We start from the raw sequence: 13,796 nt of genomic DNA, 5'->3' as shown, positions 1-13,796 counted from the left end.
CGGCGCGCGACTAGCCCATCATGGCCCAGCACCGCTATGCGGTGTGGTTGTCAGAGGCCGGATATACGTGTGCAGTCGACACGGACGCCAGAGCACGGGAGGCTTGCAATGGGGAGGAGTCCATATACGGGCATTTGTGGACTGCTCATTTGCCCCAATGCTACTTCCCGAAAATCAGCCACGGCTGGCTAAGGCCTACCCAAAGGAAGATCATTCCCGCAGCCATCGCGATCGCGTTGAGCACCCTGACTACGATGAGGCGCCAGCGCATGTCCTGCCCATGCTTGGTGGCAGGCAAATGCCTGTCAAACAGCATGCCAACCACGGCGTTCATGGAGGCAATGTCCCACCAGTGCAACGAGCCATCGCGCGTCTTGAAATAACCCGGATCAACGGCCCTGAGCTGTTTGGCAACACGCCAAGTCATCAGGTTGATGCCGATGACAGCAAGCCCCAAGGCATCCACTATATGGCCATACGCCATTTTCCCCTCCATTGCACCAACACGACCGGCTGAATCCGCAGGTAGAAGCAGACGTCCCATGGAGCGATAGCGAACAAGCTCTACTGGCGCTCGTCGTTGGTGACGCTGGCTACGATCGGGTAACGTGCGGAGAGCAGGGGATAGTCAATCCCTTTAAGTACAGTCCAGATGCCTGCCAGCAACAGGGCGACTGCAGCGAACAGGATGTCCATGAAACGCCCGAATGATGATGAGCAGCCAAGTGTCTTGCCCAGCAGGCCGCTACCGTCGGTGCGACAGTGAATACTGCTATCCGCAAGCATGGGTAGACCATAAAAATAGAACACGAGGCCCGCGGCGCACAGCACAACCAACGCCAGAACTCCAAAAACTATGGGGTGCCTCATTTGGCGCGGTCCTCATCATCCACGGAATGCATTTCCTCTGATGTCGGCTCAGGGGCGGGGGCAGACATTCCCCGAACTCCCCGGTCCGCAGTATGGCAACTCTCCAAACCGTCGGGGAGTATCGCCATGTCCATGCAGCCCGATCTCCTCCGCTGACTCATGGAACCTTGGAAGGGGCATGGGGCAGGTGCTTCCTTTGAAGCTCCGGGACATCTTTTGGGTTAGGGGCTGCCCTCAGCGGCAGCGGTGCGTCAGGGACTTGGCCCTGTTCAAATTGGTCATCCACAGCGAGCTTCGCGGGGGTGGTCTGGATGCGCTGCGGGTTTGCGACCTGGCACGGAGGCTGACCTCGGAGCCAGGACCCAGGTCATCCCGTGCAAGACGAGCATAACGGTCAGGTTCGAACTCACCGAGCAGAGCCGGCACGCCACCATGGACCGGATCAACACGAGGAGCCTGCCCGAGAGGGCTCCCCGCTCACCGGCGGCAACGTCCGATGGCTTCGTTGGTTCGCATACCGGGAGGGCGATCAAAGAGGGATTCGTCGTATCGTCGCCGGGTACGAAAGGATGCGTTTTGCCGGGCCCCCGGATCTACACGCAGTAGCGGCTGGCCTCAAACCAGGTCGCCGCCACTCAATACGTGTCTCGACATGGTCTGTCCGCCACGGGAGATCGGAAGATGCGTGGGCAATCGCGAGTTTATTGCCCTGGTGCAAGCCCCGAAGTCATGGATGGTGTCCGATATGCGTAACCTCATGCCGTTACGGTCCCAGAGGATGATCTGTCCAGCATCATCACCTTGGGCATACCTTGCTCGAACAACATTGGCGAATTCCATCTTCTTGAGAAAGAACGCGCCTGTGCGTATGGAGGTCGCGTCAAGAACGACGCGAAAGCGGTAGAGATACGTGCAGAACAGGGTGCAGGCGAGGAAGTACGCTGCGATGGCCAATTTTCCAGCGAACAGGTTCGTGAGTGCTGGCTGTGCCGCCAGCAGGAAACCCAACGCATAGAGGCCAATGAGGCTGAAGAGCGGCGTGCCCCTGGGCCATCGATAGGTTGCGTAGTCGTCCATCATCAGGCCTGCGTTTCGTCGCCGTGTTCATGACTTCGAAGAGTCGTCATTCACGCCATCACTCATCGAGTCCAGGAATGAGCGGGCGCGCCGTGCAGGGCGCCCGTGGCGTGCGCCCCATGGATGCCTTCCGGGCATGCCCACCGGGTACTGGGAAAAGTATTTGCCGGCGATGGACGCTTTTGGAAATAACAAAACGGCCGTGGGATGTAACGCGAGTGCATAAGCAGGCGTCTGATTGGATCAGCCATGGGGCGGCTCGTCGCGCGCGCTGCACCGGATATGTCGATGGGACGTCGGTTAAAGGTCGGGCAGGGGCGTAGTCCAAGGCCAGGACGGACAAGATCCTGCGGGTCGTCGCATGGTCGGGCTCTGCGCTCGCGCCCGGGCATGAAGCTGGCAAGTCTCCGCCTTGGACCCGGTATGGTTGTGGAAGGGGCTTTGCCGATGCGGATAAGGCGCATGGCGACCTGAATCAGCCGCGACAGCAGCGGGCGCTCCGCAAGGAGAGGGGTTGCCGAATCTGTGCATGGCGATGGTGGACGGAATCGATAGTGTTGGTCCGCCACCTCAGGGAGGCCAGCGACGCTTGCCTGTCGCACTCCTCTAATGGGCCGGTGGAGCAGTCTCGTCGATATTCATTGCAACCAACGGGTGAATCAGCCATGGCGAATCGATTCCTGACGCTATTCCGTATGGCCAGCTTCTTCGTCGCGGCATGTGCCGCCATGCCTCCGGCCCCCGCTCAAACCGTGTCAGCAGATGAGGCGAGCATTCGCATGGCGCGCCAGGCTTTGAACACGGCGATAGAAAAGCGCGATATCGAACGCTATGCCGCGTACTGGACGGCTAATCCGGAGGTCATCTGGGCCAGTGCGAATGGCCTGGTGGCGGGACGGGATGCGAACATCGCCAGGACGGCCAAGGCGTTCCAAAACCCCGGCTTTCTGTATGGCGTACGCACACCCGTCATCGTGCAGGTCAATCAGGAAGACGGCGCCGGCGCCGCCGAAACCGGAACGTGGCGCTGGGCTTACCACCGCGGCGGCAAGGACATCGAATATCAGGGCCGTTACCTGGTCGGCTGGCGGAAAGTCGACGGTAGCTGGAAGGTTCAATCGGAACTGTATGTGCAGACGGGATGCAAGCCGTCCTGTAGTTGACGGCATTTCGCATAGCACTTGAATGACGCCAAGTGGCGATGCAGCCGAGCTCAAACCAGTTGAGCTCGTTGCTGAAGCGTCCTAAACGACGGGCAATGCGCGGGCAGACGTCTCGTTCATGCCGGCTGCGTGATGAGCGAACGCAGCGTATTGATCTCGGTTACGCAAAAGCGGTAAGGCGACGGATGCCCGGAGGATGTTCGCTTTCGGCCCATGTGAATCCAGACGAAAAGGCCGCCCCTTGCGAGGCGGCCTTTTGCTTCAGCTGTCGAGCGACGTCAGGTGGCGACGAGGTCCCGTTTGCCATCCGCCTTTCAGGTATCGGCGTAGGCCTTGACCAGCTCGGTTAGGTAGTCGCGACCGGTGTAGAGGGACTTCACCCAGATGCGCTCGTTCAGGCCGTGGACGCCGTCGCCGTCAGGGCCGCCCCAGAGGCCGGGGACGCCGTACGTCGGGATGCCGACCGCCTCCAGGAAGATGCCGTCAGTGGCGCCCGTGGACATGGTCGGGATGACGGGGACATCCGGGAAGAACTTGGCAGCCAGCTGCTCGGCCGGTTGCATGACCTTGGGATCAAGCGAAGGCGGTAATGCCACCGGACGGATGGGCGGCACGGGGGTGATCTTCAGCTTCGGATCGTTGATGGCCTTGGCGAGAGCGGCCTGGGTCGCGTCTATCGTGTTCCCGGGGAAGATGCGGCAGTTGATGTTGGCGCCCGCACGCTGGGGCAGCGCGTTGTTGGCATGGCCGCCATCGAGCAGGGTCGCCACGCAGGTGGTGCGCAGCATCGAGTGATAGGTGCGGTCGGTGTTGACGATCGCCTCGGCCGCCTTGTCGTTCGGGTTCTTGGCGAGCGCCATCATCGCATTGCCCAGTTTGTCCTTGCGGCTTGCGCCAACTTTGGCGAAGAAGGTCCGGGTGACGTCGGTCATCTGGATCGGAAACTCGTAGTCACGTACGGCGCGAATCGCGTCGGCCAGCTCGTAGATGGCGTTGTCGCGAATGGGGATGGAACTGTGGCCGCCCGCGTTGGTGGTTTCGATCCGGAAATTCTGGCTGACCTTTTCGCCGACTTGCATGGTCTGGTCGATCAGCTTGCCGTTCACGTCCGCATCGCCGCCACCGCCCTCGTTGAGGGCGAACTCGGCCGAGATCAGGTCGGGGCGGTTCTGGGCGAGCCATTGGGCGCCGTTGAAGGCCCAGGTGGTCTCCTCGCCGCAGGTGAGCGCCATCTTGATGGTGCGGTTCGGCTGGTAGTGCTCCTTGCGGAAACGGGCCAGCATGTCCGTCCAGATCGCCGCCATGGACTTGTCGTCGGCGGATCCGCGTGCGTAGAAGTAGCCGTTCTCCTCCACCAGGGTGAAGGGGGCACGTGTCCAGTCCTCGCGCTTGGCCTCCACCACATCGAGATGGGCCAGCAGCAGGATCGGCTTGGCCGTGGTGCTCTTGCCGGGGAGGATCGCTACCACGCCGCCTTCCTTGGGATGGTCTGGCGCGGCAAACAGCGTGATTTCCTTGTCCGCGAAGCCAGCCGCCTTGAGCCTGGCCGCCATGCGCTCGGCCGCGAGCGTGCAGCTACCGCTCGAGATGGTCGTATTGGTTTCGACAAGTTCCTTGTAGAGCTGGCGGAACTCCGCCTGGTCCGGGCGCAGTCCGGGCGCTTCGGTGGCTGAGGCGAGCGTTGCGGTAAGCGAAAGTGCGAGCGCCACAAGCGGCCCGCGAAGGCGACTGGTCATGAAACGGCTTCCCCTTGGACGAACGATGGCTGCACTATGCGGCGGCAGGGCCGGGGCGGCAAGCGGCGCGGATGGTGGCTGCCAAGGACTGGACGTCTAAACGTCCTGTCGATGATCGGGCTGGTCTCCGGCATGCCATGGGGCACTTCGGGCGCTCCAGGTGTGTGCCTCGGGCTCGTTATTCCTTGCGCTGGGTGCTACTGCGGGTCCGAGTCCGGATGGGTACCGCAACGGGCACCCAAGATCTGCGGCGCCATCTGTTCTCGATGCTCATGCCGAAAATGCGCACTCGCGGGTCGCGGGTGGGTATAGCGTGGAGGGAGGGGGTGCGAGAACCGCCGTCTTGCGCATACCCATGTCCTTGCTGTTTCTCCCGAGGGGGTGGTGCCCGCCGGTGCACCCTAACCCCGCCGCACATGCGGGCGCCGCTCCCTCACTTTTTTTCAGTTAGAAGGCAGGCTGCCGGCCGCCGCATTGCCGGGTGCGAATGGACCCCGCCCTCAGCGTCAAGTCGGCTAGGCTTACGCAGGCATCACTACTGGGGGGTGTGATGGCGCACGATCGCGGTTTCGACACCATCGTTGAACGTGAGAAAGGCTTGCAGCGCGGCCTTTCGACCTCGCAGCTCTCGATGATTGCCATTGGTGGCGCCATCGGCACCGGGTTGTTTCTTGGCAGTGGCTTTGCGATCAGCTTCGCTGGCCCGAGCGTGCTCGTGAGCTACGCCATCGGTGCGCTGATTGCGGTGCTGCTGATGGGGTGCCTGGCGGAGATGACGGTCACCCATCCCACCTCGGGCTCCTTCGGGGCATACGCCGAGCACTACATCGGACCGTGGGCCGGGTTCCTCGTGCGTTACGCATACTGGTCGTCCATCGTGGTCGCCGTAGGTACGGAAGTCACCGCGATCGCGGTCTACATGAAGTACTGGTTTCCGAGTGTCCCGGGCTGGTATTGGATCGTCGGCTTTTCCGGCGCGCTGGTTGGCGTCAACATGGTGAGCGTCAAGGTATTCGGCACGGTCGAGTATCTTTTTTCGATGCTCAAGATCACGGCGATAGTGGCCTTCATTGTCCTAGGGGCCTGGGTGGTAGCGGGAGCGCCGACCGGTTCGGGTATCGGGCTGGCGAACTACACGATGCACGGGGGCTTCTTCCCGAAAGGGATCTGGGGTACCTGGGTGGCCGTGATTGTCGCGATCTTCAGCTACCTGAGCATCGAGATGATCGCCGTCGCAGCCGGCGAGGCTCACGACCCGCAACGCGCCGTTACCCGCGCATTCCGCGCAACCCTGGTGCGTCTCGTGTTGTTTTATCTGCTGACACTGGCGTTGATGCTTGCCATCGTGCCTTGGACGGTTGCCGGCACCGACCAAAGCCCCTTCGTGAAGGTCATGGCCGCGACGCACGTGCCGGGCGCCGCGGGCGTCATCAACTTCGTGATCCTCATTGCCGCGCTTTCGGCAATGAACAGCCAGCTCTACATCACGACGCGCATGATGTTCAGTCTTGCGCGGGCGGGCTACGCACCCCGGCGCCTTGGACAACTCAACGGGCACGGCGTGCCGGCGGCGGCACTCCTGCTCTCGGCCATCGGTATCGCGCTGGCCACGGTACTGAACGTGCTGTATCCCGATTCGTCCTTCATGTTGATGATGGCGATCTCGATGATCGCTCCGATGTTCACGTGGTTCATGATCTTCGTGACCCACCTGTTCTTCCGTCGCCGTCATCGTGCTGAAGACCTCGCATTCCGCATGTGGGGATATCCGTTTACGTCGCTGCTGGGCGCGGCGCTCATGCTCGGCGCGCTGCTGACGACGTATTTCACGAGGGAATTCCGGATGACGTTGCTGTGTGGCGTGCCATTCCTGGTGGCGCTGACGGCGGTTTATTGGTTCTGGTATCGCGGTCGCGCGCAGGGGCAGGGTGCAGAAGGTCGTGCTGCGCCGATATCGGAAGGATGAGGTCGGTGGTGGTGCGGTTGCTGCGGGGGCGGTGCCCCATTCGTTGCTTGCCATTCGCTGCGGGACTCAGGGGCTGGTCGCCCATGGATTCCACAGACGGGTACGCGTCTTTACGTTCCACCCCGGGCAGGCATCACTGCGCCTGCGAAGAACATCTGGCTTGAAGGTCATCCATGACAGGGCTGCTTCGATGAAAAAACTGCTGCTTCTCTTGCTCCTGCTGCCGCTGTTCTTCTTGCCGTCCCACGCGGAAGAGGCCAGGACCTCCGCGGTCCTGAAGAGCTACAACATCTGGATCAAGCCGGGCCACCGCAGTGCCTTCGACAAGGCCATGGCGGCGCACATCAGGCAATTCCATGGGGGCGACCCGCATTGGCGCATTTATGACGTATTGACCGGGCCGGATGGCGGTTCGTTGCAGGTGATCGAGGGCCCGCGTAGCTGGACCGAATTCGAGGAACATGGCGACACGGACGAAAAGCAGCTGCGCGACTACGAAGCCAATGTCTTGCCCCACATCGAAAAGACTTCGCCGGTGAGCTATGTCGAATACAAGCCGGAGTTCAGCACGACGGCTGTCGATAATTTCTCGAGCAAGGCGCTCGTGGTCCACGTCCATCCGAAGGCCGGCCAATATCCGATGTACCTTGCGAGCCTGAAGGAGTTCAAGCCGGTCTGGGAAAAGCTTGGTCTCAACATGGCGGTCTACGCCTCGGTGTATTCCGGCGATCGAAGCGTAATCCTTGTCCAGCGCCTGAAGAATGGCCTCAAGGACTTTGAGCCGAACGGCTCCAACGTTCGCGCAGCTTACGATTCGATCCATGGCGCCGGTTCTTACGAAAAACGATCGGAAGAACAACTGCACATGCTGGACAGCCTGGTGACCTCGTTGATTGCGTTTCGCCAAGATCTGACCGCGAAATAGTCAATATTGCGAAACCAGGTTCGCCTCCGGCCTGAAGCGTAAGCTTCTGATAGGGACGTCATCGCGCGAGGCTTGCCTGGCATGCAAATCAGAAAAGCGACCATCGACGATGCATCGATCAGTTTCGCGATACGCCGCGAGGCGATCCGTGCGCAATGCCAGGGTCATTATTCCCCGCGCGATCTCGAGATCTGGACGGCGGGCGAGATGTCGGAGGTATTCGCCAGGCGCGTAGCCGACCACTTCCATGTGGCGGTTGTGGATGGGCGCGTCGTGGGTACGGGCATGATCGATTTGGTCAGCGGAAAAATCGACGCTGTTTTCGTCGCGCCCGAATATATGGGGCGTGGCATCGGGCACGCCCTGATGGCGTATCTGGAGCGATTGGCTATAGCAGCGGAGCGGCAGGAGGTTCATCTCGATGCTACGTTGAACGCCGCGCCGTTCTACCGCGCGATGGGATTCGAGGGCAGCGACACGGCCGTCTATGAGTCGTCGCTGGGCGTGAGCCTGGTTTGTGTGCCCATGACCAAGTACCTGCGAGCTGGCTAGAGCCTGCTTCGCACCGAGCGGACGATCCCTGCTTGGATCGCGATTGAAACAGCGGCATAGACCCGGCACGTACCTCGGCCATCCGCTAATGGGATCGGGCGTATTTTCCGGGAGGCATGCCGACATGCCTGCTGAATGCCACGCTGAAAGCGCTCGCCGATGCGTAGCCCACGCGATCGGCAATTTCTGAGGCAGAGAGTTCGTTTTCGCGAAGCAGTCCCTTCGCGATTTCCATGCGCCATGCGAGCAGATATTCCATGGGCGCAACGCCGACCAGACGGGTGAAACGCTCAAAGAATGCGGAGCGCGAAAGAGCAGCCGTCTTCGCCAGTTGCTCGACGCTCCATGGGTGATCGACGTGCGCATGCATTTGCCTGAGTGCCTGCGCAAGGCGTTCATCGCCCAGCCCTCGCAGCATGCCTGGTGGTGCGCTCGTGCTGGTTGCTGCGCGCATGGCCTCCGCAAGCAGAAGTTCGACGAGCCGTGAGAGTACGAAATCAGCACCCGGTCTTTGATCGGTCACTTCCTCGCCGACCATCCGCACCAACTGCGACAGGCGCGTTGAGCCTTGGACGTGCACGACCCTGGGCAACAGAGAGACAAGCAATGCCGGGTCTGCGTCGTCGAACTGGAATGAACCTCCCAGCGATCGCATGTCGGGATCGCCTTGCTGTTCGCCATAACGGAGTTCGGAAACGCCACCGGCGACTTGGCGCGGGTCCAGGCATACCGGCGGGGCAGGGGCATGGCTGGATAGGGTGAATGCGGGCGTGGTGGGGAGCAGCACGAAGTCGCCGGCCGCCAGGTCGATGGGCGCGTGGCCATCCACGGCGAGAAGGGCGCCTCCCTCCAGCACGATGCAAAAGCTTGGTTGGCCGAATTCGGAATACCGGACCGCCCAGCTCCCTTTGCCGCTGATGATGTTGGCGAACACCGCGCGCGGGCGCAGCAGCCGCACTACCTGGGAAAGCGGGTCGCTCATGATTGGACTTTAGCGAAAGAATTACGGACTAACAATTATCGAAAGTCCTGGGCCTCCCTCCTATCGTTCTCTCCGAATCAACCCGACCCCTGGAGAAACACATGAAGACTGTACTCATCACCGGCTGTTCTTCCGGCTATGGCCTCGAGACTGCCCGCTACTTCCTTGCGCTGGGCTGGCATGTCATCGCCACCATGCGTACACCACGGGAAGACCTGTTTCCGCCTTCCGCAAACCTGCGTGTGCTCGCATTGGACGTGACGCGACCCGAGAGCATCGCGCACGCACTGAATGTCGCCGGCCCCATTGACGTACTGGTAAACAACGCGGGCATCGGCTTGTTCGGAGCCTTTGAAGCCACGCAGATGACGACGGTGCGCGAGATCTTCGAGACGAACACGTTCGGGGTCATGGCCATGTGCCACGCGATCATTCCGCAGTTCCGCACGCGTGGGGCCGGCACCATCGTCAATGTCACGTCCAGCGTTACGTTGGCGCCGTTTCCGCTGGTGGCCGCCTATACGGCCAGTAAAACGGCGATCGAGGGATTCACCGCATCGCTCGAGCATGAACTCAATGCCCTCGGTGTTCGCGTCAAACTGGTGGAGCCGGGTTATGGTCCGTCGACCCGCTTCACTGCCAACGGCCAGAACCGTATGCAGGGATTGATTCCCGGCCCTTACGAAGCTTTCGCGCGCAACGTGTTTTCGGGACTGGCGGGAGAAAAGGCAGTGACAAGAGAGGCGGATGTGGCACTGGAGGTCTGGCGCGCGGCAAACGACACAAGCAGGCGGCTACGCTTTCCGGCCGGAGCGGATGCGGTAGCCCTGGCCTTGCCGGAGAACCAAGGTACGGACAACGAAGTGAGGCTCGACGGTTCATTGCGCGCCTGATGCGCTGGACGGATCGGCAGGCTCGGCGTGGATGGCGGGGCGCGCCGAGCACTCCGCCTCGTCAGGCAACTACTGTGTTCCGTGTGCTGCCCGCCATGGGAACGGAGGCAGCTGACACATCGCGGATGAAGCGATGGGCGTGCCGGAGTGCTGGTAACGGCACACATTCGAGCCTGCAGGGGTGATGTTCTGCGACGCACTCCACTAGAACCCGCAGCACGCTAGCCCGCATGCCGCACGGAACATTAAGCCGCTTCGTGCAACGGCACTTCGCTCGCGGCGACGGCCAGCCCCGACACCACGCCCAGCGAAGGGTCGCCATGCACCAGGGGAATCTCGGGGAAGCACGCCGCCACCTTGGCTTTTACCTGCGGCGAGCGGGAAGTGCCGCCGGTGAGGAAGACGCTGGCGGGCAGCGTGGGGAGGTCGCCACGAACAGTAGTGAGCGTGCGTTCCAGCTGGGTGAGGAAAGGCTCGATGGCCGTGTCCAGGTCGTCACGATGAGCATCCACGGCGAGGCCGTGCTCGATGAAATCAAGTGAGATGCGATAGCTCACCGACGAACTCAGGTTGATCTTGGTCCGTTCGGCGGCCTGGTTGAGTCGCGTGGTGGCGCCCAGTTCCTGCAGAGCGCGCAGGCGCGGGCCGTAAGGTGCGGCGACCAGGCGATAGTTCTGTTTGCGAAACTCGCGTTGCTTGGGCAGGTTGTGCACGCTCGCCGCTTCCACGAACTGATGCTGCGGCACGCGCACGATGTCCTTGCCCATCAGCGGCATGAAGCTGTGCAGGCTTACGCCGACATCGAGATCCGTGCCGCCCTTGGGCAGGCCCCAGTTGCGCGCGATAAGCGGTGACGTCTCACCGCCAAGCTCCGCATGGGTGACGTCGGTGGTGCCGCCGCCGATGTCCACGATCAGCGCGTGCTGCCGGTCCGCGAGACTCTTGTGGTAGTGCATGGCAGCGGCCGCGGGTTCTTCGAGAAAACGCACTTCGTCGAAACCTGCCGCAGCGGCGGCTTCGCGCAGGATCTCGATGGCCTGTTCGGATCCGGCTGCGCCCATCGAGCTGCGGAATTCCACGGGGCGGCCAATCACCGCGCCGCGTACCGGTTCGCCGAACTGGCGGCTCGCGGTAAGGCGGATGTGTTCGAGAATGTGCGTGGCGATATGCACGATGACCTTGCGCACCTGCGGATCCAGCCGATAGCCGAACATCGATTTGGGCGATTCGATCAGGTTGCCGCCACCGCTCTCGAGATAGCCTTCCACTGCATCTTCGCCGAACAGCGCGTGCTGGAAGCTGGCGACGGATGAGGTGGCCGCGCGGGCCTGCTCTTCCATCCATTGGCGGCGAATGACGCGCAACGCATCGCGACGCAGGTCTTCATCCGAGCGCGTCACCGGTGCCTGGCCACGGGCAGCTGCGGCTGTGGCCTGCTGGCGCAGGTCGTTACGGGCCGAACGGATGTGCGTCTCCAGCTGTGCTTCCAGCTCGGGCGTGAGCTCGAAATCGTTCGGGTCGGGCACCAGTTCCGGGAAGTACACCGCCGTGCGGAACTGCTCCGAGTCGCCGAATCGGACCAGGGTGAGATTGCCGTCCCTGATGGCGGCTGCGGCCGAATAGCTGGTGCCGAAGTCGATGCCGATGTGCATGAGAGAGGCCGTGCGCGGAAGTGCAATCTTCCATTATCTCAGGTTTGGCTTCCTGCGGGCAATGAATGCGAGGTGTGAAACACCGTGGAATGCTCGTGCCACCATGGCCTGAAAGCTGAATCACGAGTCTCCGAGCGCGTGAAAATGAGCGCCCAGCGCCGTCCGTGGTGGTCTCGTTGGCTCGAGAGAGACGCATGTAAGGCCGGGCGGGATGGAACGGCGTCTCCATGCTTGCGAATAACCAGCTGCCAGTCCGGCGCGAGGCCAGCGCCGGGCTTGAAAGTAGTAGTGCCGTATGGACGGCTATTGCACGAGCGCTGTAGGCCATCTGGACAGTGAACGTCCATTTGGTCGCGGTCCCCGATGCGTATAATCCAAGCCTGCCATCCACATCCGTTGGAGCAGGTGCATGTACACCAAGACCCTCTATGCAGGTTGGGGCGACATGGACTTCAACTCGCACATGCGGAACACGGCTTACCTCGACAAGACGGCCGACGTGCGGCAGATGTTCCTGATGGAACATGGGTTCCCGATGGAGGAATTCGTGCGCTTGAAGATCGGGCCCGTGGTGATGAAGGACGAGGTGGAGTACTTCAAGGAGGTTGGCCTGCAACAGCAGATCACGGTGACCTACGCGATTGCCGGCCATTCCGATGATGGCAGCCGCTTCCTGCTTCGGCACGAGATCTTCAGGCCGGACGGAAAACTGAGCGCGCGGGTGACCAGCGCCGGTGGATGGCTGGACCTCAACGAACGCAAGCTCATCGCCCCGCCACCGGCTCTCATCGCCGCGATGCGGTCGCTGGAAAAAACCCACGACTTCGTCGTCCTGCCTTCAAGCATCAAGGCGCGCGACTGACGCTACGGCGGAAGAGGGCGTGCTGTTCGCCAGGTCGGCGGGCAGTGCGCGTGCCGCGCACGCTGGACAGCGTTGCGCGGCACGGTGCGGCGATCACAGCCGGTATTGCATGCCCAGTGACCACACATTGCGCGGCTCAAGCTGCAGGCCGTTGACGCGCTGGTAGACGGGGACCTGGACGAAGGCGAAGGCCGCGAGGCGATTCGTGACTTTCATGCCGAGGCCGGGGCTCAGGTAGGCGAGCGTGGCGCCGCTGTTGGCGCGATCGGCCTGTGCGCCGCTCTCCCGCTGTTCGCTGTGGATATTGAGCTGGATCTGGGGTGTGAAGCGTCCTGTGCCGAGGTAACGCACGCCGAAGTTCAGGTTGACGGAATTGCCGGGACGAAATTGTTCCCTGGCATCCAGCGCAACCTGCGCCATGGCCTGTCCGAAGTACCCGATCGATTCGCTCAGGTATCCGGACTTGTAGATGCCCAGCAGCGCGTCGGTCGTGCCGGTGCCCAACTGCAGCCCGCGATCCAGCAGTTCGCCTGCCTGCGGTCCCGATTCGAAGGTCTGCGTAAAGCGGCCGGTGGGAAGTTTCACGCCGAACTGCAAGCCGAGTCCGGCGTCGTCACTAAACCCCTGGTAGTGCGCCAACACTCGAAGGTCGCCGATGCCTTGCGCGTCGGACGTGGAGACGTCGGTGTCGCCGGGCGCGATGGTCTGGTGATAGCGATCGGTATAAGGCAGCTGGAACGAGACGCCCCAATACCGCGAGACGTTGTAGTCGGCACCGAGCAGGGTGACGCGGTTGATGGTCTTCTGTTGCACTTCCTCATCGTTCGGGAGGGAAAGGGATGACCGGCTGACGGTATCCGTGCCACTCATCAACTGCGATTGATTGAAGTAGTCCTGGCGCAGGTCGAGATGCCAGCCCGTGGTGACCGCATAACCCTGGCTGGACCAGTCGGAGTTGAGCGAGCAGCCGCAGGTGGAGCAGGCGCTCGCAAGCACGGGCGTCATCAGCAGGCCGATAGCGGTGGCCGCCATGGCGAGCCTGGTGGCGGGCAGGTAGAGCGGAGCGCGCGCATGGGTTGCTGCGCCGCGGGTGACGATGGACATGGTTTTCCTTGGGA

General features: G+C 62.0%; 13 protein-coding genes. 6 read left to right on the top strand and 7 right to left on the bottom strand.

Features of this window, described 5'->3' with window-relative positions:
* Positions 1 to 160: 160 nt before the first annotated feature.
* From EPB08_RS08515 to EPB08_RS08505, 3 genes are all read right to left on the bottom strand, one after another.
* Positions 161 to 484 carry a hypothetical protein gene (locus EPB08_RS08515; RefSeq protein WP_130618611.1) on the bottom strand — a complete coding sequence of 108 codons (324 nt, stop codon included), beginning with the start codon at positions 482 to 484 and terminating at the stop codon, positions 161 to 163.
* A gap of 80 nt (positions 485 to 564) precedes the next feature.
* Positions 565 to 870, bottom strand: coding sequence for a hypothetical protein (locus tag EPB08_RS08510; protein ID WP_130618610.1), 306 nt, complete (start codon positions 868 to 870; stop codon positions 565 to 567).
* Positions 871 to 1,485: 615 nt separating this feature from the next.
* Positions 1,486 to 1,950 carry a hypothetical protein gene (locus EPB08_RS08505; protein ID WP_130618609.1) on the bottom strand — a complete coding sequence of 155 codons (465 nt, stop codon included), beginning with the start codon at positions 1,948 to 1,950 and terminating at the stop codon, positions 1,486 to 1,488.
* Positions 1,951 to 2,612: 662 nt separating this feature from the next.
* On the opposite strand from EPB08_RS08505, the gene EPB08_RS08500 reads away from it, so the two are divergent.
* On the top strand, positions 2,613 to 3,110 hold the full coding sequence (locus EPB08_RS08500) for a nuclear transport factor 2 family protein (RefSeq protein WP_130618608.1): 498 nt from the start codon (positions 2,613 to 2,615) through the stop codon (positions 3,108 to 3,110).
* Between the two features lie 314 nt (positions 3,111 to 3,424).
* Here the strand turns inward: EPB08_RS08500 and EPB08_RS08495 are convergent, their stop codons facing one another.
* On the bottom strand, positions 3,425 to 4,846 hold the full coding sequence (locus EPB08_RS08495) for a M20/M25/M40 family metallo-hydrolase (RefSeq protein WP_130618607.1): 1,422 nt from the start codon (positions 4,844 to 4,846) through the stop codon (positions 3,425 to 3,427).
* A gap of 487 nt (positions 4,847 to 5,333) precedes the next feature.
* Between EPB08_RS08495 and EPB08_RS08490 the strand changes: the two genes are divergently transcribed.
* The 3 genes from EPB08_RS08490 to EPB08_RS08480 all read left to right on the top strand — a co-directional run bounded on the left by EPB08_RS08490 (position 5,334) and on the right by EPB08_RS08480 (position 8,289).
* On the top strand, positions 5,334 to 6,812 hold the full coding sequence (locus tag EPB08_RS08490) for an amino acid permease (protein ID WP_205746309.1): 1,479 nt from the start codon (positions 5,334 to 5,336) through the stop codon (positions 6,810 to 6,812).
* On the top strand, positions 6,775 to 7,737 hold the full coding sequence (locus EPB08_RS08485) for a hypothetical protein (protein WP_130618606.1): 963 nt from the start codon (positions 6,775 to 6,777) through the stop codon (positions 7,735 to 7,737). Before EPB08_RS08490 ends, EPB08_RS08485 begins: the two co-directional genes overlap by 38 nt.
* 81 nt (positions 7,738 to 7,818) lie before the next feature.
* Positions 7,819 to 8,289, top strand: a complete 471-nt coding sequence (locus EPB08_RS08480) for a GNAT family N-acetyltransferase (protein WP_130618605.1) — start codon at positions 7,819 to 7,821, stop codon at positions 8,287 to 8,289.
* A gap of 85 nt (positions 8,290 to 8,374) precedes the next feature.
* Here EPB08_RS08480 and EPB08_RS08475 read toward each other — a convergent pair whose 3' ends face one another.
* Positions 8,375 to 9,271 carry an AraC family transcriptional regulator gene (locus EPB08_RS08475; RefSeq protein WP_130618604.1) on the bottom strand — a complete coding sequence of 299 codons (897 nt, stop codon included), beginning with the start codon at positions 9,269 to 9,271 and terminating at the stop codon, positions 8,375 to 8,377.
* A 101-nt stretch (positions 9,272 to 9,372) separates the two neighbouring features.
* On the opposite strand from EPB08_RS08475, the gene EPB08_RS08470 reads away from it, so the two are divergent.
* A complete protein-coding gene (locus EPB08_RS08470) occupies positions 9,373 to 10,164 on the top strand; it encodes an SDR family oxidoreductase (RefSeq protein WP_130618603.1) in 792 nt (263 codons plus the stop codon).
* Positions 10,165 to 10,409: 245 nt separating this feature from the next.
* On the opposite strand, the gene EPB08_RS08465 is transcribed toward EPB08_RS08470, so the two are convergent.
* Positions 10,410 to 11,816 (bottom strand): Hsp70 family protein, encoded by a 1,407-nt coding sequence (locus EPB08_RS08465; RefSeq protein WP_130618602.1) that lies wholly within the window; start codon positions 11,814 to 11,816, stop codon positions 10,410 to 10,412.
* Positions 11,817 to 12,225: 409 nt separating this feature from the next.
* Here EPB08_RS08465 and EPB08_RS08460 point away from each other — a divergent pair, with 409 nt between their 5' ends.
* Positions 12,226 to 12,678, top strand: a complete 453-nt coding sequence (locus tag EPB08_RS08460; RefSeq protein ID WP_130618601.1) for a thioesterase family protein — start codon at positions 12,226 to 12,228, stop codon at positions 12,676 to 12,678.
* 93 nt (positions 12,679 to 12,771) lie between these two features.
* Here the strand turns inward: EPB08_RS08460 and EPB08_RS08455 are convergent, their stop codons facing one another.
* Positions 12,772 to 13,782, bottom strand: a complete 1,011-nt coding sequence (locus EPB08_RS08455) for a hypothetical protein (protein WP_229238259.1) — start codon at positions 13,780 to 13,782, stop codon at positions 12,772 to 12,774.
* Positions 13,783 to 13,796 lie beyond the last annotated feature (14 nt).

The sequence above is a fragment of the Dyella amyloliquefaciens genome, assembly GCF_004296575.1.
Lineage (GTDB): Bacteria > Pseudomonadota > Gammaproteobacteria > Xanthomonadales > Rhodanobacteraceae > Dyella > Dyella amyloliquefaciens.
This window is presented reverse-complemented; position numbering and strand designations above follow the sequence as displayed.